The organism is Roseibium sp., assembly GCF_965276855.1.
In the GTDB taxonomy this organism is placed as follows: Bacteria; Pseudomonadota; Alphaproteobacteria; order Rhizobiales; family Stappiaceae; genus Roseibium.
The window spans coordinates 43,034-66,991 of sequence record NZ_OZ255700.1; the positions used below are offsets into that span (position 1 = coordinate 43,034).

Here is a 23,958-nt window from a genome sequence, read left to right on the forward strand (position 1 = left end):
CACATGCAAGCAGTTGGCGATTGAGTAATCATGCGTACGGCGAAATTCAAAATCGGTCAGGTGGTTCGGCACCGAGTGTATCCCTTTCGGGGGGTGATCTTCGATGTCGATCCGACCTTCAGCAACACCGAAGAGTGGTGGGATGCTATTCCCGAAGACGTCCGCCCAAAGCGTGACCAGCCGTTCTATCATTTACTCGCTGAAAATGAGGAAACAGAGTATGTCGCTTATGTCAGCGAGCAGAATCTGGTTCCCGACATGACCGGGGAGCCTGTGCGCCATCCGCAGGTTGCTGAGATCTTCGAAGAACAGTCAGACGGGTCTTATCTGCCGCGGTCTGTGGAGATGCACTGAAGACCTTCCCGATTAACAGCTCCGAAGATTGAAAGCCGGGTCACTAGGTCCGGCTTTTTGTTGGCCACGTCCCTGTTTTTCCGACACAAACAAAAAGGCCGGAGCATTTTCGCTCCGGCCTGATCGGATACTATCACTAAGGAGAGATCTTACTGGTTGGCCGCGTTTTGTGCGTCGATCAGCTTCTGACGTGCTTCATCAGCCCGTTTCTGCAACTCGTTCTGTAGTTCTTCCTGCCGCTTTTGCAGCTCAGCAATGTCCATCGGCGCGCCGTCATAGACCTTGGTGAAGCCAATCAGCGTGACGTCGAAAGCGATTTCCTTGCCCTGCTGGTTGAACGGGATGACCCGCATGCCACCGCCCTGCTTCATCGCATTGACGAAGTTGTTGTCGATTGCCAACTCGGCATAACACGCATTCGGCGCGCAGATGCTGTACTTGCCCTGAACCGGCTTGCTGTCATCGATCTGGATGCGAACGCCTGGCTGAATCAGAACGCCGGTCGGCACAGCCACCAGGAGCTTCTTCCGAGCTTCGCCCTCTACTTCCTGGATGGCGACGTTGCTCAGGAACTGACCGGTATTTGTCCGCAACTCAATAGAAATAAAGCAGACTTCCTTGTTGTTGGTCTGCTCGTTTTTGTTACACGCCTTTGTCCAAGGGCTCTCTTCTTCCTGGGCAATTGCGGGAGCACTTGCGAAAGAAGACAGGGTCACGAGCGCGGCGGCGGCGCCAGCGATCAATCCTCTTTTCAAAACACTCTTCATCGAAACGTCCTCAATCGTGGATGTGCAAATCTTTGCGCTGTTCTGTGACATTCCGCATACAACCGCAAGACCCGGCCGCGCTTTCATGTCGGTTTTCCATGGTAAGACATCCAATTTGGGCAAGAGGGTGACCGATATGCAACGCACTTTCCGATCTGCGAAACAATTCTGAATATCCAACAGTTTCCTGCTTGTTCGGCGCGCTGCCTTTATTTCCTTGTGGTACGCTTTTGAAATGAGAATCAACCGGTTTTCCGTATTTGTCATGTTCAACTGGCTGCGACATTCAGAAAAAAGCAGCTGTGCGAAAACCGCACAGGCGTTGCTGTTTGCCGTTTCTCTCGGCATGGCCACTGTGCTTTCGACACTTCTCAGTCCGGCTGCATATTCGGCCGACGACTCGGTCAAATGGTCTCATGGCATTGCGATGCATGGCGAACCGGCCCTGCCACCTGATACGCCTTTTCCATACGCAAATCCCGATGCGCCTCAAGGAGGGTCGATAACTTTAGGGGTTCAGGGAACATTTAACAGCTTGAATTCCTTTATTATTCAAGGCGGCTGGACATCCGCGCGAGGCATGCGTGAGCGTCAATTTGGAAACAACCTCTTTGAAAGCTTGCTTGTCCGGTCCTATGCCGAACCGTTTTCTCTTTATGGATTGCTCGCGCAGCGCGTCCGGATGCCTGACAGCCGCGAGTGGATCGAGTTTGAACTCAATCCGGATGCCAAATTTTCAGATGGTTCGCCGGTGACCGTTGAAGACGTGATCTTTTCACTCGAAATCATCGAAGAAAAGGGGCGTCCGCCGTTCCGCAACTGGTATGCGCAGATCAAGGACAAGATCGTCACTGCGCCCAACCGGCTGAAACTTGTTTTCGCAAACGGCGACAACAGGGAATTGCCTCTGCTGGTTTCCCTTGCCCCGATCTTTTCAAAGAAACACACCGACGCCGAAACGTTCGACCGTTCGACCCTCACGCCGCTTGTTGCATCCGGCCCCTACACATTTAAGACCATCGAACCAGGCCGGCTGGTGATTTACGAGAAAAATCCAGACTACTGGGCAAACGACCTACCCGTCAAAAGGGGTTTCGACAATTTCGATGAGATCCGGGTCGAATACTACCGCGATGAAACCACGCTCCAGGAGTCCTTCAAAAAAGGTCTAATCGATTTTTTAAAGTTCGGTGATCCCGTTCGCTGGGCCACAGGCTTTGACTTTCCTGCCGCTAAAAATGGCGATGTCATAAAGCTGGAGATCCCGCGTAGTGTTCCAGCGCCCACGCAAGGCATGGCGTTCAACACCCGGCGAGACCAATTCTCCGACCGGATGACCCGAAAAGCACTCAGGATGCTGTTCGACTTCAAGTGGGTGAACGACAATCTCTACTATGGGCTCTACAGGCGGACAGCTGGTTATTGGGACAATTCCGAACTGTCATCAATCGGGCGGCCTGCGAGCGCACGAGAGCGCGCGTTGCTTGCCCCCTTCCCCGACGCTGTTGACCCGGACGTTCTAGAGGGCACGTGGCAGCCGGCAGATGCGGATGGCTCCGGCAGGGACCGGAAAGTTCTCCGTGCGGCCCTGAATGAATTCAAGAAAGCCGGATACGCGCTTCAAGACCGCAAGCTGATCCATCAGGAAACAGGCGAGCCGCTCAGCTTCGAAATCCTATCCAAGAACGAAGACGAGGAAAAACTGGCTCTTGCCTACATTCGGACCCTGGAATTGCTTGGAATAGAGGCAACTGTTCGCAGTGTGGATCCGTCCCAGTTCGAAGACAGGCGCACACGGCGCGATTTCGACATGGTGTTCAACACCTGGACGTCTTCGCTGTCTCCGGGCGCGGAACAATACGGGCGCTGGTCATCACAAGCTGCTGAAACTGAGGGATCCTTCAACTTCGTCGGGGCTAGCGAACCGGCGATTGACGCCTTGATCGACGAAATCGTCGGTGCCCGGTCAAGAGAACACTTTGTCGATGCGGTGCGCGCCTTTGACCGGGTTTTGATCTCAGGGGCCTACTCGGTACCGCTTTATCACTTGCCCGACTATTGGGCCGCACACTGGAAACGCGTTTCGCCGCCGAGCCACCATTCTCTATATGGGGATGAACTGGACACGTGGTGGTCAACCTCACTCAACTGATCGGACCTACGGACGACTTGAAAAATGAAAGTAACGCCTGAAAGCCTTGTGCAGGAACATCATGAAAGCGGAGCCTGGTCCGATTTGCCGCTTGATGAAATTTTCCGCCAAACCGCCGAAACCCACCCCGACCGTATCGCCATTGTCGATGCGCCGGATCGAGCAACCTGGACAGGCGGCGCACCACGCCGACTGACCTACGCTGAAGCGGACCGCGAGATCGACAAGCTTGCCGCGTTTTATGGCGCTGTCGGGCTCACGCAAGATCATGTGGTTGGTGTCCAATCGCCCAACACCGTAGACACTGTCATTGCAATCTTGGCCGCCTTGCGTGCCGATTTGATCGTTTCCCCGCTGCCCCTTCATTGGCGGCAGAAGAACGTTCTGGATGCGCTTAATTCGATCGGTGCAAAGGGCCTGATTGCGGCAGACCGGATTGAAACCCGGGATGTTGGCACAGCCGCGCGGGATGTGGCGGCGGAACTGTTTTCGCTGCGCTTTGTTTTCGGTCTTGGAAAGGACATCCCCGATGGCCTGATCGAACTTGGGCCGATGCTTGCCGAGATGGGGGATGACCTTAAATTCGAGCGGACCGAACCGCGCCCGGACCCGGCGGATCATGCCGCGACCATTTGCTGGAGCCGAAGCGGCGAAGAAAACATGCCGGTCAGCCGAAGCCACAATCACTGGATATCCTGCGGCACGCTGGTGATCAATGAAGGCCATATGAAGGAAGCGGGCAATATTGTCCTCCCCTATTCCCTCAGCGGGCTGACAGGTCTTGGCGGCGGACTTGTGCCCTGGCTGATGACGGCAGGAACGCTTCATCTTCATCACCCGACGTCGCTTGCTAATCTTGCCGACCACGCCAAAGCCGTCAAAGCGGATGTTGTTCTCGCACCGGGACCACTGGCCCAAACACTGGACCGTAAGCTTGGCGATGTGAACACGACCCTCCTGGCTGCCTGGAACATCTCGTCGCCGCAGCCAACAACGTTCGTACCGCGCAGGCGAATGGTTGATCTCAATATCGCCGACGAATTTGCCTTAACCGCCCACGCGCGGGGCCCAAGCGCCAAATCAAAGCCCATACCGCTGGGAAAGCACCGGGGGCCAGAGGGGTGTGAAAGCGGGCCAGCCCTAGTCGAAATCGCCGTTTCCGAGACTATCGAAAACCAAACCCCAACACTCCTGGTTCGCGGCCCAATGGTTCCAGATATCGGCTGGCGGACGTTGAACGGCAATCACCGCCGGCTGCGCTGGGAGGGCAATGGCTATCTCAACACCAACATCAAGGTCTCTGTCACAGACGACGGACTGGAAGGATTTGGAGTGCCAGGCCTTTACGCGCTCGGCACGGGCAATCTGGAGACGATCGACGTCATCTACTCATCCTATCCCGGCATTCGGGAGGCTGCCGCGTTTGTTGTCGAAGACCCGGTGCTCGGCGCACGCATGTATGCTGCCCTTGTTCCAGAACCAGGTCATGTCCCGGATGCGGGTGCTTTCTTTGCCTATCTCGACGCGGAAGGAGTTGACCTTGCCAAAATCCCTCACAGAGTGTTGATATTGCAATCGTTGCCGCGGAACGACGACGGAACAGTGTGCCGGGACCGTTTGACGCTCCGCACACAAAGGCTTCCAGCGGCAGTCGCATAAATTGTGAGGGACCTGACAAAATCAGGTCGATGGTGGGAAACGGGATGGACGTAGAAACCTCGCTCTCTTGGCGCGGACCTTATTGGTATGTCGGACGGTGCCCGCTCCGCCCGGTCTCTTCCCATGCGGAGAATGATCAAGATATTTCTCTGATCGGTCTATTCGACAGGTCATTGTCGCTACCGCATCAGCTACCTGCCGCGGTCATCGTCGATGTCCAGGCCATTCCGATGGAAAAACGAAGGCCGTTCTTTGATTGGCTCGCAGACCAGGTTCGGGCCCTGCCCTGTGATGTTCCGCTCTATGTTCTCACGGGCAGCGAAGACCAGCCGGTCGACGGTCTGCGGCCTATGGCAATCCTGGAACGGTCTGTTCCAGATGACATTCTGGTTATGCTGATCTGCATTCATCAGCGGGCTCTCCTCCGCTCCGAAGAGGCACGGATCCGGCGACGCATATTCGGTAGGATTCCCGGGTTTGGCGCGGCACCGCACTATACCGGCGGCAGCGGCTTGATGGTCGTCGGGGTCAGCGGCCGTTTTTTGGAGTGGCAGGCTGCCAGCAGCCACAATGTGGAAGTTATTGGCGCATTCGACGGCGGAATGGCGACCGAATTCATGGCGCAGCGGGCATTTGACGCGGTCGTCATCGACAGCCCCCCCGAAAACGCCATCGACTATATGCAGCAAATCAGGCGGGATGCGCGTTTTGCAAGTTTGCCGGTCCTGGCGGTGTGTGAAGATCCCGAGGATGTCGTTACATTGTTTCGAAATGGGGCCTCCGATGTCCTTTTGGGGCGGAACCGGCCAGATACGCTCAACCGCAGACTGGCCTCAGCGATCCGCCTTGGGAAACGGCGCCGCCTAGCCGACCGGGTTCTTTCTGAAAGCCATATGTGGCTTCAGCAACAGATCACCGTCGGTGGGCTCGACCGTGATCGTTATGAGCAGTATCTTGAAACGACAGCCAACGCGATGGCCGCCAGGGGGCTTGATCTTTGGGAAATGCGCCTGTCTCCGGAAAACTTTAATATTCCTGCTTCAACCGCAGAGGATCTTGCGGAGCTTAACGGCACACTGCTTTCGGTTGCTGATGCCACAAGCCGGGATGAGGACTTGGTCTGCCTGGTTCGCGAACTTGGCCCCGTGGCTGTGTTGAAGAATGAAGCTGGAACCTTGCGGCTGCAAAAGCGGATCAACTCCATTCTTGCCCACACGGTGATGGCTCCCTGAACCCAGTTCACAATGTGTAGATCGGACGTCGGGGCGTTTCCCCCAAGCGTTCATCCTGATAGTCTGGCCACGACAACAAAAGAACCGCAGCAGAACCAAGGCTTCCCGAATGAGTAGCACCCCAGCAATCACCATTGATATCGTCTCAGATGTGATGTGCCCCTGGTGCTATATCGGCAAACGCCGGCTTGAAGCTGCGCTCAAACAAGTGCCTGACATTCCCGTCGAAGTCCGCTGGCACCCGTTTCAGCTCGATGCAACGCTTCCCAAAACCGGCAAGGACCGGAAGCAGTATTTGAGCGACAAGTTTGGCGGGATGGAACGCGCAAACGCATTTTATTCGCAGATCAAAGCGGCTGGAACGGAAGAAGGTATCCCGTTCGACTTTGACGCCATCAAGCTGTCACCAAATACGCTGGATTGTCATCGGCTCATTCTGTGGTCCCGAGCCGATGATGTTCAGGATGATGTGGTGGAGCGCCTGTTTAAGGCTTATTTTGTCGATGGCGAGGACCTGACAAAGTCCGAACTTCTGGTCCGCATTTCAGAAGAAGCGGGAATGCAATCGGATCTCGTCGAGCAACTGCTTGAGACCGAGACCGATCTCGACAAAATCATTACTCAGATAGGCAGAGCCCAGGAATCGGGCGTGACCGGTGTTCCGTGTTTTATTATCGATGGACGTTTTGTGTTGGCCGGAGCAGAAAAAGCCGAAACTATCGCAGCCGGTATCATGCACGCAGAAGCCACACGCACCGACGCGGACGCAGAAACAGCTCCGTGAATTAGCCGGCCTATTTCACGTAAGGCTCTATATCGGCAAATCCGAGTTCGGCGTTCGGGTCAAGACGGAAGTCCACCATCCGCTGAACCCGGCGTTTCTTCTCCATCTTCAACCGTTTCCACGCGAGCGCTGCAGCAGCCTTCGGATAAAGGTGAAAACCTCGGGGTGCCGTTGACAAATTCTCAAGACCCAGTGTCCGGCGCAAGACACCATTGCCATAGCGAACAGCGAACTCGTGGCGGATGTCACGCGTCCAATGTTCCGTGGTGACGGAGATGTTCAGGCAATCGTGGTTCTCGACCCGGTGCGGGCCATAGAGCGGCCAGTGCATCATCTCGCCGGCCTCCAGGTCGTGCACCTCGGCATACTCATCAAACCATGGCTGATACGGAACTTCCTCTTCCGTTTCCTGCATCAAGATCTTTTCAAGCGACTCGTCGGTCAAGAAAGCCTGATTGACCGGGTATACGTAGACCCGTTTTTTTCCCTGCAGTTGCCAGAGGCTTTGGCCCTGCACATCAGCATGGTAATAGACTTGGATTTTGGGTGAGGACACCAGAAGGGACATGTTGCGCATTGTGGTCTTCAAGTGCGGAACACGGGCCTCGAATTCTGAAAAAATCTGGTTCAGTACGCGATCATATTGCGGATCGATGTCCATGATCCGGAAAACGTTCATCCACAGACGACCGTTGCGAATGCAATTGATCACTTCGGTGCCGCTGGTGCTGCCGATTTCCCCATGGCGCCACTCTTTGACATTCTTGTCGTGGCCCATCGTGTTCAAGGTGTATTGATGCGGCTCAAGCTTGTCGATCAGCTTTCCAAGAGCTTCCTCGGAAAACAATCCAGTTTCCGCGAGCCGATGCTTCAGCTTGATGTTCTGACGGTCAAACAGCGCACTGTGTTGATCTTGCCAATTGGCAATGACATCTTGGGTTTGGGAAATCGCATTCATAACGCAGCCAATCATCCAGAGTTGAACGCTGACTATGTATAAGAACAACTTCAATATATTGTAAATATTGACGCTGTACTCGTGGTTAATGCATTAACCATTAGTCCGGTGATTTACCAATTGAAACAACAAAACACCGTTATCCCGATGGTAAAAAAATACCCCGCAGAATTTTGCGGGGTATCGAATAGCGTGAATACAACGATCAACCTTTGAGAATGGACCGTCCAGCGTAGAAAGCTTGCGGACCGAGTTCTTCCTCAATACGGATCAATTGATTGTACTTGGCAAGCCGGTCAGAGCGCGCCAAGGACCCGGTTTTGATCTGACCGCAATTGGTTGCGACCGCAAGATCTGCAATTGTTGCATCTTCGGTCTCGCCTGAACGGTGCGACATCACGGCTGTGTAGGACGCTTTGTGTGCCGTCTCAACAGCATCGAGTGTTTCAGACAATGTGCCGATCTGGTTGACTTTCACCAGGATGGAGTTGGCAACGCCCTTCTCAATACCCTGACGCAGACGCGCTGAGTTGGTCACGAAGAGATCATCGCCAACCAGCTGACATTTGTTGCCGAAAAGATCGGTCGCAGCCTTCCAGCCATCCCAGTCGTCTTCCGCAAGACCATCTTCGATGGAAATGATCGGGTAGCGGTTGACCAAGTCTTCCAGATACTTCGCCATTTCCTCAGGATTCAGGGTCTTGCCCTCACCTTCCAGAACGTATTTTCCATCCTTGAAGAACTCGGTCGACGCTGCATCGAGTGCCAGGAACATATCTTCACCCGGCTTGTAGCCTGCGCTCTCGATCGCCTTCATGACGAACCCGATCGCGTCATCGGTTGATGCCAGGTTCGGGGCAAAGCCGCCTTCATCCCCGACATTGGTGTTGTAACCTGCGGAAGACAGGGCCTTTTTCAATGTATGAAAAACTTCTGATCCCATGCGGACAGCTTCGCTGAGGCTTTCCGCGCCAACCGGCATGATCATGAATTCCTGGAAATCGATCGGGTTATCGGCATGTTCACCGCCGTTGATGATGTTCATCATCGGAACAGGCAGGGTGCGGGCCGAGGTTCCGCCGACATAGCGGTAGAGCGGCAGACCGGTTGCCTGGGCCGCAGCGCGTGAAACAGCAAGTGAAACACCGAGGATCGCGTTTGCACCAAGGCGTGCCTTGTTCGGGGTTCCATCCAGATCGATCATTGCGCGGTCGATTTGAAGCTGGTCTTCGGCTTCCAGGCCACCGATCGTCTCAAAAATTTCACCATTCACGGCATCAACGGCGTTTTGGACACCCTTGCCCATGTAGCGGTCGCCGCCGTCCCTTAGTTCGACAGCTTCGTGAGCGCCGGTGGATGCACCAGACGGTACAGCCGCACGGCCGAAAGATCCGTCTTCGAGAAAGACGTCGACTTCCACGGTCGGGTTGCCTCGGCTGTCAAAAATCTGACGGCCGGTGATATCGATAATGGCGGTCATGAATTACTCCTCGTTTGCGCTCATCGGTTCCCAGCATTTGGAAGAACCGCCGCGATAAGTCCGGGGTAGCGATTTTAAACACCGCCTCCCCCAAGCAAAACGGGCCGCAAACTCGCGGCCCAATCGATCAAGCCGGTGAACCGGCGGATTTCTTTACAACAGCATCAATGGCTTTCAGCTCAGCCAGAAGAGCTCCAAGGTTCCGCAGCGCAATCATGTTCGGGCCATCTGATGATGTCGTGTTCTCAGGATCTGGATGGGTTTCGATAAAGACCCCACCAACACCGACAGCAACGGCTGCGCGCGCCAGCACAGCAACCATTTCACGGTCACCGCCGGAAGATCCGCCAAGACCGCCTGGCTGTTGGACTGAGTGAGTTGCATCAAAGACCACCGGTGCTCCGGTTTGCGCCATGATCGGCAACGCGCGCATATCGCTCACGAGCGTGTTGTAGCCAAAGCTCGCGCCACGCTCGGTCAAGAGCACATTCGGATTGCCGGAATCCGTTATCTTCCGGAGGACGTTCTTCATGTCCCAAGGAGCCAGAAACTGCCCTTTCTTTACGTTGATCACAGCACCCGTTTCAGCAGCTGCGACCAAAAGGTCTGTTTGGCGGCACAAAAAGGCCGGGATCTGGAGGACATCGACCACGTCAGCGACTGGAGCACATTGCTCTGCGTTATGAATGTCAGTCAGGACCGGAAGACCAAATTTCTCTTTGATCTCAGCAAAAATTGGCAAGGCTTCGTTCAAGCCGATGCCGCGGGTGGCTGACAGGGACGTCCGGTTCGCCTTGTCGAACGAACTCTTGTAGACAACCGGAATTCCAAGACCGCCCGCAATTTCCTTCACCGCTGCAGCACATTCCAGCGCATGCTCGCGGCTTTCCAATTGGCATGGCCCGGCAATCAAGCTGAAGGGCGCAGAATTGTTGAAGGAAACGCTCCCCACGTTCACAGTGCGGTTGGCTTCAGTCATCAAGGATCCTTTGTCTGCTGGGTAACAGCGGCCCGCTCAATTGAGCGAGTAAATGGGGGTGATGTGAATTCGCGTGTTCAATAACCTTCTTTTCCAGAACCTGCAATATCAGGCGGCTCGGAACGCGGAATTCATTTTAATCGATTTAAAAAGCAGGCAGCTCCAGACGTGTGATTTACGCCACATCCGTTTCACGCAGATAAGAGATACATTCAGTGTTAATACTCTCCGGGGTATTGCCCATAAAAAATAAACCTTACGTCCTGAAGCGTATTGCAGTAATGCGCGGTCGGATGTGAGCACACGTTGATAAGAGCCACCTGCGTGGCGGAATTTGCAAGAGTTGGAATTTCAGGCATGACGAAACCGATCCGCAAAGCCATCCTTCCCGTTGCCGGTCTTGGCACCCGCTTTTTGCCGGCAACAAAAGCTGTGCCGAAGGAAATGCTAACGATCGTCGATCGGCCAATTATTCAGTATGTAGTGGATGAAGCAAGGGCCGCCGGCATTGAGCACATCGTCTTTGTCACGGGCCGCAACAAGCAGGTCATCGAAGACCATTTTGATGTGGCTTATGAGCTGGAAGATACCCTGAAAACACGAAACAAGACAGCGGCCCTGGAGCTCCTGGAAAAACATCGGCCAGTCCCGGGATCCACCAGCTTTACGCGCCAGCAAGCCCCGCTTGGCCTTGGTCATGCCATCTGGTGCGCCCGCGACATTATTGGCGATGAACCATTTGCCATTCTATTGCCGGACGTGATTATCAAATCGCGGGTAAGCTGCCTGAAACAGATGGTCGACCTTTACGACGATACCGGCGGCAACATCATTGCGGTGGAAGAAGTGCCCGAAGATCAGACGCAGAACTACGGCATCGTAGAACTCGCTGAAAAAATTAGCGAGAACGCAGCACGCATCTCCACGATGGTCGAAAAACCTGCCCCCGGTACTGCCCCGTCAAATTTGATGATCACGGGACGCTATATTCTGCAGCCCCAGATTTTCGAGCTGTTGTCCAAACAGGACACTGGCGCCGGCGGTGAGATCCAGCTCACCGACAGTATGCTGAAGCTCATGGAAACCCAGCCGTTTTCGTCGATCAAGTTCGAAGGCCGGAGTTTCGACTGCGGCTCCAAGGCCGGGTTTTTGAGCGCCAACATTGCGTTCGGTCTGGATGATCCGAAACTTGCCAGTGAAATCCTGCCGTTCATGCGTGAGATGATCGACCAACCGGCGGCAGCTGAGTAACTGTTCGAAACTGCAGTCTGATCAAAACCCGTCACGAACCATGGCGGGTTTTATGTTTCACGGCGTAGCGACCCTTCCGAAGTGGCGGCAAGAAGCTGACTTATCCCCACCAGATGCATTCCGCAGGGGATTCTTAGCTATTTAAGAACTGAAAAGGAAATACCGGCGTATAGTTGTAGTGTTCGAGAAAGGAGACACCGACTATGGCAGCCTCTTATTTCCGGAAATACGCGGCCGGCGCCGTCCTTGGCGCAGCCCTGGCTATTGGCACGGTTTCACCAAGCTTTGCCGCAGATACCAGCGTGTTTCAGTCTATCATCAAGAACCAGATGAGCGCATTTGCTGCGGACGATGCCAAAACGGCATTCTCCTTTGCAACAAGGTCTCTGCAGCAGCGGTTCCAGACCCCTGAATTCTTCATGCAGATGGTCAAAAGCGGGTATCAGCCGGTCTACCGGCCGAAAGACGTGACATTCGGGCAGTCCAAAATGACCAAGTTCGGCCCGACCCAAGAAGTTTACGTTACCGGTCCCAAAGGCCAGAATTGGCTCGCCCTCTACAGTTTTGAAGAGCAAGAAGATGGGTCGTGGCGGATCTCAGGATGCTATCTGACAAAGTCGGACGGGTTCGCAGCTTAGAAGACCCGGGCAAATTTGAAGGAAATCACAGCGCGGCGATGTCGCCGCGCGCCCAGTCTTCCTTGGTTTTGGCGTAGAAATCCTCGAACCGGCTCTCTTCAATCGCGTCCCGCATGCCCTGCATCAGTGTCTGATAGTAGGCGATGTTGTTCCAAGTAAGCAGCATTCCGGAAAGAGCTTCTCCTGCGCGAAACAGGTGGTGAAGGTAAGCGCGGCTGTACGTGCTTGTCGCCGGACATGCGCTCTCTTCGTCCAAGGGGCGTGGATCGTCCTGGTGGCGGGCGTTCTTCAAGTTAACCTTGCCAAACCGGGTGTAAGCCAATCCATGCCGTCCGGCACGAGTCGGCATGACACAATCAAACTGATCAATTCCGCGCTTCACGCTTTCCAAAAGATCGTCTGGTGTGCCGACGCCCATTAGATAACGTGGTTTGTCGACCGGCATGACTGGAGTGGTGATGTCGAGCATTTTCAGCATCACCTCTTGCGGCTCTCCGACCGCAAGGCCACCAACGGAATAGCCTTCCATAGGCAATTTGCCGAGTTCTTCGGCTGAGCGAATGCGGAGATCGGGAACATCACCGCCCTGAACAATGCCGTAGAGCCCCTGCCCCTTGCCCGGACCACCCATTTTTTCAAATTGGCTCCGCGAGCGTTCGGCCCAGCGAAGGGACAATTCCATGGCCCGCTGAACTTCTTCGGGCGGGCTCGGCAGTTTGATACATTCATCAAGCTGCATTTGAATATCGGAGCCGAGTAAACCCTGGATTTCGACAGAGCGCTCCGGTGTCAAATGATGCTTGCTGCCATCGATATGGCTTTGGAACCGGACCCCATCCTCATCCAGCTTGCGCAGCTGCGCCAGAGACATAACTTGAAATCCGCCACTGTCAGTCAGGATCGTATGCGGCCAGTTCATGAATTTGTGCAAGCCGCCGAGCCGGTCGACCCGTTCGGCCGTTGGGCGCAGCATCAAGTGATAAGTGTTGCCAAGGACCACATCCGCACCGGTTTGGCGCACATGGTCGGTGAACATGGCTTTGACCGTTGCCTGTGTCCCGACAGGCATGAAGGCCGGCGTGCGAACAATACCATGCGGTGTCGTGATTTCACCGCGGCGGGCCATACCGTCTGTAGTGATCAGTTTAAAGCCGAATTTCTTGGTTTCGGTCATGACGATGCGTCCTGGCTCGCGTCTGGGAACAGCAGAGACGCATCGCCATAGCTGTAAAATCGGTACTCGGTGTCGATGGCATGCTGATAAGCAGCCCGCATGGTCTCAAGGCCTGAAAGCGCCGAGACCAGCATGAAAAGTGTCGACCTCGGCAGATGGAAATTGGTCATCAACGCATCGATGGCCTTGAATTTGTAGCCAGGCGTGATGAAGATCGACGTCTCATCTGCAAACGGCACAATTGTCCCGGTTTCCTGGGCCGCGCTTTCAAGAATACGCAAGGACGTGGTTCCAATGCTGACAACCTTGTTGCCCCGCGCCTTGACGGCTTGAAGAGCTGCGGCGGTTTCCTTCGACACTTCTCCCCATTCGGCATGCATCTTGTGATCATCTGTATCGTCGGCTTTGACCGGGAGGAACGTCCCTGCCCCGACATGTAACGTCACCCGGTGCATCTCGATCCCGCGGTCCTTGATGGCCGCGAGCAACTCAGGAGTAAAATGGAGGCCGGCCGTCGGTGCTGCGACCGCGCCGTCCTTTTCCGCAAAGATCGTCTGATAGTCTTGCCGATCCTGCTCGTCTTCGCCGCGCTTTTGCGCGATGTAAGGTGGCAGCGGAATGTGACCGACCTGTGCAATGGCAACATCCAGCTCCGGTCCGGAACAGTCGAACACCAGCAGAACCTCGCCGCCGTCGGATTTCTCCTTCACCGTCGCCGTCAACCGGGCGCCGTTGCCATCGAATACAACAAGATCATCGACCTGGAGTTTTTTGGCCGGGCGGACAAAGGCCTTCCACCGGTCAGCCGTAGATCTCAGGTGCAGGGTGACACTGATCCCTGCTTCAATGTCGCCGCGCCGCCGTTTGCCCTCCAGCTGCGCCGGAATGACCTTTGTATCGTTGAATACAAGCGCGTCGCCCGGCTCCAAAAGAGCAGGAAGATCGCGCACGCCCTTGTCGCTCAGCTCAGGTGTTTCACCCGGGCGCACAACAAGCATGCGCGCGGCATCGCGTGGCCGCGCAGGCCGCAAGGCAATTCGTTCATTGGGAAGCTCAAAGTCAAACTGATCGACACGCATGGTGAAGGCTAACTGATCCGGTTTTCGGGGTGTTCGGTTGGGGCTGATAATGCCGGTTTGGCATCAGGTCAACCGGAGGTGAAAACAAACACAGCGCGGATGTTGCCACCCGCGCTGTAAAAGTCGGAGCTGAAGTCGAGACTTAAGCGTCTGCGGCAACCTTCATTGAATTGATCTTGTCCGGATTTTGGACAGGCTCACCGCGTTTGATCTTGTCGACATTTTCCATGCCTTCAATCACCTTGCCCCAGGCCGTGTATTGGCGGTCAAGGAAGGTGGCATCGTCGAAGCAGATGAAGAACTGGCTGTCACCGGAATTCGGATCCTGAGCACGCGCCATGGAACAAACGCCGCGCACATGCGGTTCGGCGTTGAATTCCGCCTTCAACTTAGTGCCGGAACCGCCGGTGCCTGTGCCATTCGGGCACCCGGTCTGGGCCATGAATCCTTCGATTACACGGTGAAAGACGATTCCGTCATAAAAACCCTCACGAACCAATTCCTTGATGCGCGCAACGTGATTGGGCGCAAGATCCGGGCGCATTTCGATCACGACTTCGCCTTGGGTGGTGTCCATGATCAATGTGTTTTCGGCGTCTTTGATGTCAGCCATGGTTTTCTCCTTGGGTATTCAGGGGCCAGTTGGTGCAGCACCGGTTAGCCGGCGTCCGCAGCAACTTGCATCTTGATGATTTTGTCCGGGTTTGCTGGTGGCTCGCCCTTTGTGATGTTGTCGACGAGGTCCATGCCTTCGACAACCTTGCCAAACACGGTGTATTGGCCGTTCAGCCAGTCACCGTCCGCAAACATGATGAAAAACTGGGAATTGGCGCTGTTTGGGCTGGATGACCGCGCCATACCGAGCGTTCCCCGTTCAAACGGCGCGGACGAAAACTCGGCGTTCACGTCCGGCTTGTCAGATCCACCGCGGCCGGTTCCGGTCGGATCGCCGGTTTGCGCCATGAACCCATCAATCACACGGTGAAAGACGATGCCGTCATAAAACCCGTCGCGTGTGAGTTCTTTGATGCGTGCAACATGGTTCGGAGCGAGATCCGGACGCAGCTCGATGACCACGCGGCCATCTTTCAAATCCAGATAAAGCGTGTTTTCCAGATCCTGCTGTGCAGCGGCCATAGCCGGCATGAAGATCAGGGACGCCAGAACAGCCAGGGCTGTGAGAATTCGTGACATTGGTTACTCCCGCAGTTCACGTCGTTGATATGGGGTGAATTGGGATCGACTTAGAATGTGTCAGTCCGGTCTTGCACGCCGGCGCAAGGGGTCTGCAACAGGCTCCGGGACAAAAGCGGAGATTTCCCCGCCCATTTGCGCGATTTGGCGCACCAAAGTGGCCGTAATGTGCCGCACTGCCGGAGATGCAGGCAGGAACACGGTTTTTATGTCCGGCTCCAATGTTCCGTTCATTCCAGCCATTTGCATCTCGTAATCAAGATCGGTCCCATCGCGTAGCCCGCGCACCAGATAATCGGCTTTTTGGGTGCGTGCTGTGTTGATCACGAGATCGGAGAACGCGATTACCTCGATCCGGCTCGCTTCAGCCTCGGAGAATTCGGCCACCGCAGATGTGTGGATCAGCTCAACCCGTTCTTCGAACGAAAACAGCGGTTTCTTTCCCGGATGAATACCGATGGCCACGACGACCTTGTCCGCCAGTGCAAGCGACTGTCTCAAGATGTCCATATGGCCGTTTGTTACCGGGTCAAAAGAGCCCGGGTAAAGCGCGATACGTGTCATGGGCTCATCCTTACTCTGGCGCTCGCCGCATCACAAGGCATCCTGGCCCGTGAAAGACAATTTCCGCCATGCGACATTGTGTGATGGCGGTCACAGGTTTCTTGCCGGACATGGGCCAAGGTGGCTTCATCAACAAACGGCGTGAGCAGGAGCCAAGACGATGAGGAGCAGCAGTTTTTACAAAACAACCGGTCATCACCAGGTTGCCCGTCCCTTTACAGCGAAAACCAAAGCCATGGACCCGATTGCAAATTTCAAACTGGCCTCGATCTTCATCCTGGCCCTGCTGACTGTCCTGATCGCAGGCATCATCAGCATGAACGCAAGCAATGCTTCACAGGCACAAGAAGTTGGTCAGACAGCACCGCAGGGCATGATGGCGACCAAGACCGACCGTGCTGTCATCCCGGCAAAGGCATCCAACTGTGAAAGCCAGACATGGGGCGCTTGGAGCGCTGAATGTGCCGCCGAGCTGACCGGTGCTTCCAAGGTGCGCACAGTTTCCTACGTAACGATCGAAAAACAACCGAACACCGTCAACCAGACCATTTTAGCCCGCTACCCATCGACCAACTGATCTACAACCTCCAAAATCAAATATCCCCAACGGCAAACAGCGGCTCAGGTTCCACCCTGGCCGCTGTTGTCGTTTTGGGCTTCCCAATTTGCGAAGAAACTCTCCAAATCCGGCAAATCCTGACCAACCAGGATCAGCAACAAATTCATCATAGCGTCTGTATTTATTGACTTATTTCAGGTCAAGAAGCTTTGGCAAAGAGTTTGCTCCTTCAGTCCTGTCAGCGCTTTGGCGCACCATCACAAGGAGCAGAATGATGACGAAGACCCACGCAACACGCCGCCCTCGTCCCACTACATGGGCCCGGAGCACACAGATCAAAAACTATGAGGATCTTGGTATCGCCGCGTTGCATGCGGCGTTGGTATGCAAAAATTTTCGTTCACCGGCACAAGCCAACCACCAAGTCTCGACTTGGCACGGCGCCCCGAACATGTCCGGCATTCTTGCAGGTGTTGCGGAGAGTTGAGCTGGCAGCAAACCGAAGCTGAACCCGCACAAGAAAAAGGGCGGCATCCCAATCCCTGAAATGCCGCCCGAATTCTAAGTCTTACTCATCTGAGCCTGAGGAGCTGTCCGGTGCGTCACCTTTGTCCCCCTCGCCTGATCCAGCGTCGCCATCGGCTGCGCCACCTTCTGGCAGTTCGCCTTCGACGAGGTCATCATCTTCATCAACCTCGGAGATCCCCTCAACAGCGACAACCTTCTCGTCCTCGGCCGTCTTGAAGACGATCACGCCTTGTGTTGCACGGCCGGCAATGCGGATGCCATCGACCGGGCAGCGAATCAACTGACCGCCATCCGTCACCAACATGATCTGGTGGCTGTCTTCGACCGGGAACGAGGCAATCAGCCCACCATTCCGGTTGTTCACCGCCATTGCCGTAATGCCTTTGCCGCCACGTCCAGTGACGCGATATTCGAAGGATGATGTCCGTTTGCCATAACCGTTTTCTGAGATGGTCAGGATGATCTGCTCCGCAGCGCTCATTTCCGCATAACGCTCCTGAGACAACTCGCCGGCAACAACGCCATCCTCGTCAGCAGCGCCGCCGTTTTCATCCGCTTCACCGCGCATGGCACGGGAGAGCTTCAGATATGCGGCGCGCTCCTCGGCATCCACGTCGATATGGTGCAGGATCTGCATGGAGATGATGCGATCGCCGTCCGCTAGGCGAATGCCCCGCACGCCGACCGAATTCCGTCCAGCGAAAACACGCACATCGGTCACCGGGAAGCGGATGCACTGACCAGAATTGGTCGTCAGCATCACATCAGAGTGTTCCGAACAGGTGTCGACACCAACGATGCCGTCGCCATCTTCCAGCTTCATCGCGATCTTGCCGTTGCGGTTGATGTTGACGAAGTCAGAGAGTTTGTTCCGGCGCACGGTGCCGCGGACCGTTGCAAACATCACATCGAGGTTTGCCCAAGTGTCCTCGTCTTCTGGCAGCGGCAGGATTGAGGTGATCTGTTCGCCTTGCTCCAGCGGCAGCATGTTGACAAGAGCCTTGCCACGCGAGGTCGGGCCGCCAAGCGGCAACCGCCAGACCTTCATCTTGTAGCAAATTCCGCGCGAGGAGAAGAACAGAACCGGCGTGTGGGTATTGGCAACAAAGAGACGGGTGACGAAATCCTCCTCTTTGGTGGCCATTCCCGACCGGCCCTTGCCGCCGCGGCGCTGCGCCCGGTAAGTCGCAAGCGGGACACGCTTGATGTAGCCGCCATGGGACACGGTCACGACCATGTCTTCGCGCTGGATCAGGTCTTCTTCGTCAAAGTCCGCACCGCCCTCGATGATCTCGGTCCGGCGCGGGGTCGCGAATTCTTCCTTGATCTCCAGCATCTCGTTGCGAACGATTTCCTGGATACGGGCGCGGGAGCGCAGAATGTCAAGGTAATCGCTTATTTCAGCACCGATCTTGTTGAGTTCTTCCTCGATCTCGTCCCGGCCCATGGCCGTCAGACGTTGCAGGCGGAGATCGAGGATCGCGCGGGCCTGTTCTTCCGACAGCTTGTAGGTGCCATCCTCTTGAACCATGTGGCGCGGATCGTCGATCAGCCGGATCAGATCTTCGACATCCCTCGCCGGCCAATCGCGTTCCATCAGCTGACGGCGTGCCGTCGCCGGATCGGGCGCGGCCCGAATGAGTTTGATCACCTCATCAATGTTGGCGACAGCAATGCCCAGGCCAACCAAGATATGCGCCCGGTCGCGGCATTTTCGCAGCAGATACCGCGTGCGGCGCTGGATAACCTCTTCGCGGAAGGCGACGAAAGCCTTCAGCATGTCGGTCAGGTTCATCTGTTCCGGCTTGCCGCCGTTCAGCGCCACCATGTTCGCCCCAAAGGAGGTCTGCAGCTGACTGAACCGGTAGAGTTGGTTCAAGACCACATCCGGAACGGCATCGCGCTTGAGCTCAATCACGACCCGCATTCCGGACCGGTCACTTTCATCGCGAATGTCGGAGATGCCTTCTACGCGCTTGTCGCGCACCATCTCGGCGATCTTTTCGATCATCGTCGATTTGTTGACCTGATACGGTATTTCGGAAACGATCAGGGCCCAACGGTCCTTGCGGATTTCTTCGGTGTCGACTTTGGCCCGCATCGGCACGGACCCGCGGCCCGTCTCATAAGCGCTGCGGATGCCGGAGCGGCCGAGGATCATGCCGCCGGTCGGGAAGTCCGGTCCGGGCACGATCTGCATGAGCTCTTCCAGCGTCATCGCCGGGTTTTCCATGATCGCGATGGAAGCGTCGATCACTTCGCCCAGATTGTGCGGCGGGATGTTTGTCGCCATGCCGACCGCAATCCCGCCGGCGCCGTTGACCAGGAGGTTCGGGAACTTAGCAGGCAGAACGACCGGCTCGGATTCGGAGTTGTCGTAGTTCTCCTGGAAATCGACCGTTTCCTTGTCGATGTCATCGAGAAGCCGGTGCGCAACCTTTTCCAGACGGCATTCGGTGTACCGCATCGCAGCCGCCGGGTCGCCATCGATGGAGCCGAAGTTGCCCTGCCCGTCGATCAGCGGTAGGCGCAGAGAAAAGTCCTGCGCCATGCGGACAAGGGCATCATAGATCGCGCTGTCGCCATGCGGGTGGTACTTACCCATGACATCCCCGACCACACGGGCCGACTTGCGATAGGGCTTGTTCCATTCATAGCCGTTTTCATGCATCGAGTAGAGGATGCGCCGATGCACCGGCTTCAAGCCGTCACGGACGTCTGGCAGCGCACGGGACACGATCACGCTCATGGCATAATCGAGATAGCTGCGCTTCATTTCATCGACGATGGAGACCGGCTTGATGTCCGACGGAAGCCCGCCTGAAGGGGTGCTGTTGTCCTGGTCAGCCAAGGAGACACTCATTTGTTTGTTATTGCTGGTGTCTTTATATCCGATTCAATTCGGGGCACCAAATTTGCGACCGTTTTTAAGCTTGCTAATAATCTCGTAATTTCAATGCCTTATAATTACTATTCACAGGCACACAGAAACATTTCACAAGGCTTGGTCGCGCATTGACCAAAACCCCTGTAAAACGCAGGACAAACGCCCCCTGCAGTAGGTCGGAGACACAGGATGATCGACTTTTACATCAATGCCTTCGCCACGCTGTTCGTGACCATCGACCCTGTCGGCTTGGCCCCCATGTTTCTGGCGATTACCGCCGGCATGAGCTCCGCTGACCGGCGCCGGGTCGCCATCCGGGCCACCATCACTGCAGCGGGCATTTTGGGTCTGTTCTACTTCACCGGACAGACGGTGCTGAATGTGCTGGGCATCTCGGTCTCCGCGTTCCGGGTCGCCGGCGGCATTTTGTTGTTCCTGATCGCCATTGAGATGATTTTCGGAAAACGGCAGGAACGCAAAAGCGAAACGGCTGAAAAAGCGATGGAATCCGCTGAGGCGCATCATGCAACCATCAACGAACTCGCCATCTTTCCGCTCGCCATTCCCTTGATTTCCGGCCCGGCCGCCATTTCCGCGATCATCCTCCTGTCCAGCCAGGCTCCGGACACCCTGACATATGCCGGCCTTGGCGGAGTGATCCTGATCATCCTCATCAGCTGCCTCGGAGCTTTCTTGCTGGCAGAACGCATTGAGCGCGCGCTTGGGGACACAGCTCAGCTGGTCATCACGCGTCTTCTGGGGGTCCTGCTCGCAGCTCTTTCAGTGCAATTTGTCGCCGACGGGATCCTGGCTTTCCTCGCGTAACCGGTTACGGAAGCTCCAAACGGAATTCCTGCGGCGAGACACCGTGCACGCTGTCCCTTGCGCGGATAATCACAGTCGTGACACCTTCGGGGATCTGAACACCCGACAAGGACCGGGTAAATGGTTGTTCGTTGACATGCGGGTGCGCCAAGACCCTTTTGCCAAGGAGTTCACCCTCCGGCGTGTAGACCTCCCAAAGATCAGCATAGTGGTCCCAGCCCGTGTCGCCATGCTTGAGCGTAACCGAAAACGTCCACCCGCCGGCACCCTCTTTCGCCGTTGCATCAACGATCTCTACGTCGTCTGCGTTTCCTGTCCCGGAGAGAATCATGCAGATAATTCCGGCGGTGAAGATGACCCTTTTTCCCTGCATTCGAATGCTCCAATGGCTGCAACTGGCAGGCTAGGCTGCCGCTAAAACGTGAGGACAAGAAATCAAACTTATGTCACTGGAGAAATACTCTAAGGCAAGTGCGATCTAGGGGACTCCAAGACCTTAAAATGATACCCAAACAATCGGGTCGCAAGGACCTTAAACTCGTCCAAACTGCCTAAACTTCAGCTTTTATTTAGAACTCCTGGTTTCTACTGAAATTCGACTAATCGTATTGATGTGAGCCCGCTATGCAGTCTGCTGCCAACACGTCCTATTCTGGCCTCAAGGAACTTGAGTTCGTCGAGAAATCGATGCCGGAATACAACGAATACATTGTGGAGCTGATTACCGCTGCGCTTCGAGATTGCAAGGATATCGCGGACTTCGGCGCCGGGATTGGGACCCTGGCGAATGTCGTACATCAAAAAACTGCCGTGAGGCCCACGTGCATCGAAATCGATCAAACCGCACAATCAATTCTGCGCCATCGCGGATACCAGGTTTCCGCTAACCTTCTTGATCTGCGAGACCGGGTTGACGGAATTTACAGTTCCAACGTGCTTGAACATATTGAAGATGATCAGGCGTCTATCAGCGCGTGTTTTGATGCCTTGCGGCCGGGAGGAAAGCTGGTCCTCTACCTTCCAGCCTTTCAGTTGCTATTCTCCGGATTGGACCGGTCCGTCGGACATTATCGCCGTTATTCCAGAACAGATCTTTTGCATAAACTCCAGACCTGCGGCTTCGATATCAAGGACTGCCACTACGTGGATAGCCTGGGGTTCTTTGCCAGCCTTGTGGTGAAGCTTGTCGGGTATGACGTCGAGGGCGGTCTCGGCTCAGCGTCTTCCTATGAGTTTTACAACAAGTACGTCTTTCCTCTCAGCAAGAAAATCGACGCTGTTGGGGCGCGGCACTTGCTGGGCAAAAACATCTTTGCGGTCGCACAAAAACCACACACGTCCTGATCCGCGGATCCCGTAAAACATAACCCGCTCGGCAACAGTCTCCGAACTGCACCGTCTTGTGATGTCCGGTCCCAATCTGGCAAACTGGCCTGCGGGACGGGAGGATACCTCAATGAACGATGCGGCGGTTCGAGAAACGCTGGTCAAGCTGAAGGCAGAGCTTGAGAGCTTCAGCGAGATCTCCGAGGACGCGCGCGCGACCGTCATGCTGGACCAACAGGCCGTTGGCCGGCTCTCGCGCATGGACGCTCTCCAGGGACAAGCCATGGCACAAGCCTCCGAGCGTCAGCGCCGCGCCGATATTCAACGGATTGAAGCGGCGCTCAAGCGCCTGGATGAGGGAGAATACGGCTATTGTGTCGACTGCGGCGAAGACATTGCTGCAAAACGTCTTGAGGTCGATCCGGCAGCCGCCTTTTGTATCCGCTGCGCGAAATAGGGCGTCAGGAGACCAGTCCGCGCAGTTGCTTCATCCAGTTTCCGATATCGCTGGCAACTCTATCGATTGAGAACCGGGAAAGTGTCTCTTCGGTCCACGGGTCATTTGAATACAAAATTTCCTCGAAGGATTTTATTTGCGCGCTGTGTTCCGGCGTCAGCGGCAATTGCCGCGCAGCGTTCAACAGAACCAGTTGTTCGTGGATCCGCCGCATGACTGACAAGGCCACGCCCATCCTGGCTTTTAGCGCCGGCTCTCCACGCCAACTCGCGCCACCAAAGACCTCTTGAGTAACCCGTTGGCCGGCTCCGAAACACGTGTAGCTCACGCAGCCCGGAAATCCACGTTCAACCCGTTCTTCAAAAATCTTGCAAGTGTTGTCGGTGTTGAGGTTCGGGCATTCCTCACCCGCCGCCTTGTCCAGACCAAATGACTCGGACTTGTCGAACGCAAACACGACGCAGCAAAGCGCAGCGCAATTAGTGCAATCCGGTTCAAGATCGATGGGCAGCTCAAAAGTCCTTGTATGTGTAACCGGTCGACCATTTCCCAGTATATTCGCCTATCCAATTCGAAAACGATCTGCTGATCTTCTCAGTGGCACCGAAATCATGATCCCAAAGATAAACTCGTGCAACGGCACATTCGTGTTTCAAGTCATTTACGTTAAAGCAAAACAGATTACCTACTGAATCAGCTCCAATTGCGAGCAACTCATTGGGAAGACCCGCAGTCCGCCATTGTTCTGTCGTCGCGATTGCTTGAGCCGGCTTAAAAAGCTCATTTAAATCAATCAAGTCGATGCTATCTTCAACAATCGCGTTCATCAGTGCTAGTGTCGGAGTTGGCAGCCCTGTGTTTAAGATTTGCGCCCTGTAGTCTTTGGGTAAGCTGATATCGAATTCACGCTCCAGCTTATCCATCTCGTCTGCTGTGACACGATCTGGTCTGTAGTCCGGATGGTACCATTTTGTGGCGAACTGAGCCAATTCCTCGTTCGCAGCCCCATAGGGCAATTGCCGACCGTCTGGCAGATGGAGAACTTGTGTAATCCTTATCCATGTTTTGTGACCGATACTGGCAAGGACAGCGCCAAATCGGCTCATGAGAG

24 protein-coding genes are annotated in these 23,958 nt (G+C 55.3%); 11 read left to right on the forward strand and 13 right to left on the reverse strand.

Translation table 11 applies throughout. The features are described from left to right. The first annotated feature begins 30 nt into the window (after positions 1–30). Positions 31–354, forward strand: a complete 324-nt coding sequence (hspQ, locus tag ACQY4Z_RS00180) for a heat shock protein HspQ (protein ID WP_428525605.1) — start codon at positions 31–33, stop codon at positions 352–354. A 149-nt stretch (positions 355–503) separates the two neighbouring features. On the opposite strand, the gene ACQY4Z_RS00185 is transcribed toward hspQ, so the two are convergent. Next, on the reverse strand, positions 504–1,208 hold the full coding sequence (locus tag ACQY4Z_RS00185) for an invasion associated locus B family protein (RefSeq protein ID WP_133947469.1): 705 nt from the start codon (positions 1,206–1,208) through the stop codon (positions 504–506). 493 nt (positions 1,209–1,701) lie between these two features. Here ACQY4Z_RS00185 and ACQY4Z_RS00190 point away from each other — a divergent pair, with 493 nt between their 5' ends. The 4 genes from ACQY4Z_RS00190 (at position 1,702) to ACQY4Z_RS00205 (ending at position 6,948) form a co-directional block, all read left to right on the forward strand. Further along, positions 1,702–3,273, forward strand: coding sequence for an extracellular solute-binding protein (locus ACQY4Z_RS00190; RefSeq protein WP_428525608.1), 1,572 nt, complete (start codon positions 1,702–1,704; stop codon positions 3,271–3,273). 24 nt (positions 3,274–3,297) lie between these two features. After that, on the forward strand, positions 3,298–4,932 hold the full coding sequence (locus ACQY4Z_RS00195; protein ID WP_428525610.1) for an AMP-binding protein: 1,635 nt from the start codon (positions 3,298–3,300) through the stop codon (positions 4,930–4,932). A 44-nt stretch (positions 4,933–4,976) separates the two neighbouring features. After that, positions 4,977–6,164: a hypothetical protein gene (locus tag ACQY4Z_RS00200; RefSeq protein WP_428525612.1), complete on the forward strand. Its 1,188-nt coding sequence runs from the start codon at positions 4,977–4,979 to the stop codon at positions 6,162–6,164. A gap of 109 nt (positions 6,165–6,273) precedes the next feature. Beyond that, positions 6,274–6,948: a DsbA family oxidoreductase gene (locus tag ACQY4Z_RS00205; protein WP_428525614.1), complete on the forward strand. Its 675-nt coding sequence runs from the start codon at positions 6,274–6,276 to the stop codon at positions 6,946–6,948. Positions 6,949–6,958: 10 nt separating this feature from the next. Here the strand turns inward: ACQY4Z_RS00205 and ACQY4Z_RS00210 are convergent, their stop codons facing one another. The 3 genes from ACQY4Z_RS00210 to kdsA form a co-directional block, all read right to left on the reverse strand. Next, a complete protein-coding gene (locus ACQY4Z_RS00210) occupies positions 6,959–7,906 on the reverse strand; it encodes a hypothetical protein (protein WP_428525616.1) in 948 nt (315 codons plus the stop codon). Between the two features lie 205 nt (positions 7,907–8,111). After that, entirely contained in the window at positions 8,112–9,386 is a 1,275-nt protein-coding gene (gene eno / locus ACQY4Z_RS00215; RefSeq protein ID WP_428525618.1) for a phosphopyruvate hydratase, read from the reverse strand. A gap of 127 nt (positions 9,387–9,513) precedes the next feature. Beyond that, entirely contained in the window at positions 9,514–10,365 is an 852-nt protein-coding gene (gene kdsA / locus ACQY4Z_RS00220) for a 3-deoxy-8-phosphooctulonate synthase (protein WP_428525620.1), read from the reverse strand. Positions 10,366–10,722: 357 nt separating this feature from the next. Between kdsA and galU the strand changes: the two genes are divergently transcribed. After that, positions 10,723–11,616 (forward strand): UTP--glucose-1-phosphate uridylyltransferase GalU, encoded by an 894-nt coding sequence (galU, locus tag ACQY4Z_RS00225; protein ID WP_428525622.1) that lies wholly within the window; start codon positions 10,723–10,725, stop codon positions 11,614–11,616. A 203-nt stretch (positions 11,617–11,819) separates the two neighbouring features. Further along, a complete protein-coding gene (locus ACQY4Z_RS00230) occupies positions 11,820–12,254 on the forward strand; it encodes a DUF4864 domain-containing protein (RefSeq protein WP_428525624.1) in 435 nt (144 codons plus the stop codon). 25 nt (positions 12,255–12,279) lie between these two features. Here ACQY4Z_RS00230 and tgt read toward each other — a convergent pair whose 3' ends face one another. From tgt to coaD, 5 genes are all read right to left on the reverse strand, one after another. Then, a complete protein-coding gene (gene tgt, locus ACQY4Z_RS00235) occupies positions 12,280–13,428 on the reverse strand; it encodes a tRNA guanosine(34) transglycosylase Tgt (protein WP_428525626.1) in 1,149 nt (382 codons plus the stop codon). Further along, positions 13,425–14,507, reverse strand: a complete 1,083-nt coding sequence (gene queA / locus ACQY4Z_RS00240; protein WP_428525628.1) for a tRNA preQ1(34) S-adenosylmethionine ribosyltransferase-isomerase QueA — start codon at positions 14,505–14,507, stop codon at positions 13,425–13,427. Before queA ends, tgt begins: the two co-directional genes overlap by 4 nt. A 142-nt stretch (positions 14,508–14,649) precedes the next feature. Beyond that, entirely contained in the window at positions 14,650–15,120 is a 471-nt protein-coding gene (locus ACQY4Z_RS00245; RefSeq protein WP_008190151.1) for a peptidylprolyl isomerase, read from the reverse strand. Positions 15,121–15,164: 44 nt separating this feature from the next. Further along, positions 15,165–15,701, reverse strand: coding sequence for a peptidylprolyl isomerase (locus tag ACQY4Z_RS00250; RefSeq protein WP_428525630.1), 537 nt, complete (start codon positions 15,699–15,701; stop codon positions 15,165–15,167). Positions 15,702–15,761: 60 nt separating this feature from the next. Then, positions 15,762–16,265 carry a pantetheine-phosphate adenylyltransferase gene (gene coaD, locus ACQY4Z_RS00255; RefSeq protein WP_133947491.1) on the reverse strand — a complete coding sequence of 168 codons (504 nt, stop codon included), beginning with the start codon at positions 16,263–16,265 and terminating at the stop codon, positions 15,762–15,764. A gap of 160 nt (positions 16,266–16,425) precedes the next feature. Between coaD and ACQY4Z_RS00260 the strand changes: the two genes are divergently transcribed. Continuing rightward, complete coding sequence (locus ACQY4Z_RS00260) at positions 16,426–16,842, forward strand: phosphopantetheine adenylyltransferase (RefSeq protein WP_428525633.1); 417 nt, start codon at positions 16,426–16,428, stop codon at positions 16,840–16,842. Positions 16,843–17,392: 550 nt separating this feature from the next. Here ACQY4Z_RS00260 and gyrA read toward each other — a convergent pair. Next, positions 17,393–20,215: a DNA gyrase subunit A gene (gene gyrA, locus ACQY4Z_RS00265; protein WP_428525635.1), complete on the reverse strand. Its 2,823-nt coding sequence runs from the start codon at positions 20,213–20,215 to the stop codon at positions 17,393–17,395. Between the two features lie 213 nt (positions 20,216–20,428). Here gyrA and ACQY4Z_RS00270 point away from each other — a divergent pair, with 213 nt between their 5' ends. Continuing rightward, the gene (locus tag ACQY4Z_RS00270) at positions 20,429–21,064 is read left to right on the forward strand and encodes a MarC family protein (protein ID WP_428525637.1); all 636 of its coding nucleotides are present in this window, start codon (positions 20,429–20,431) and stop codon (positions 21,062–21,064) included. Positions 21,065–21,068: 4 nt separating this feature from the next. Here the strand turns inward: ACQY4Z_RS00270 and ACQY4Z_RS00275 are convergent, their stop codons facing one another. Continuing rightward, positions 21,069–21,437 carry a hypothetical protein gene (locus tag ACQY4Z_RS00275; RefSeq protein ID WP_428525639.1) on the reverse strand — a complete coding sequence of 123 codons (369 nt, stop codon included), beginning with the start codon at positions 21,435–21,437 and terminating at the stop codon, positions 21,069–21,071. A 251-nt stretch (positions 21,438–21,688) separates the two neighbouring features. Here ACQY4Z_RS00275 and ACQY4Z_RS00280 point away from each other — a divergent pair, with 251 nt between their 5' ends. Further along, positions 21,689–22,408 (forward strand): class I SAM-dependent methyltransferase, encoded by a 720-nt coding sequence (locus ACQY4Z_RS00280; protein WP_428525641.1) that lies wholly within the window; start codon positions 21,689–21,691, stop codon positions 22,406–22,408. Between the two features lie 112 nt (positions 22,409–22,520). Beyond that, the gene (locus ACQY4Z_RS00285; RefSeq protein ID WP_428525643.1) at positions 22,521–22,847 is read left to right on the forward strand and encodes a TraR/DksA family transcriptional regulator; all 327 of its coding nucleotides are present in this window, start codon (positions 22,521–22,523) and stop codon (positions 22,845–22,847) included. A gap of 4 nt (positions 22,848–22,851) precedes the next feature. Here ACQY4Z_RS00285 and ACQY4Z_RS00290 read toward each other — a convergent pair whose 3' ends face one another. Both ACQY4Z_RS00290 and ACQY4Z_RS00295 read right to left on the reverse strand, forming a co-directional pair. Then, on the reverse strand, positions 22,852–23,304 hold the full coding sequence (locus ACQY4Z_RS00290; RefSeq protein WP_428525645.1) for a hypothetical protein: 453 nt from the start codon (positions 23,302–23,304) through the stop codon (positions 22,852–22,854). 55 nt (positions 23,305–23,359) lie between these two features. Continuing rightward, positions 23,360–23,953, reverse strand: a complete 594-nt coding sequence (locus ACQY4Z_RS00295; RefSeq protein WP_428525647.1) for an SMI1/KNR4 family protein — start codon at positions 23,951–23,953, stop codon at positions 23,360–23,362. Positions 23,954–23,958 lie beyond the last annotated feature (5 nt).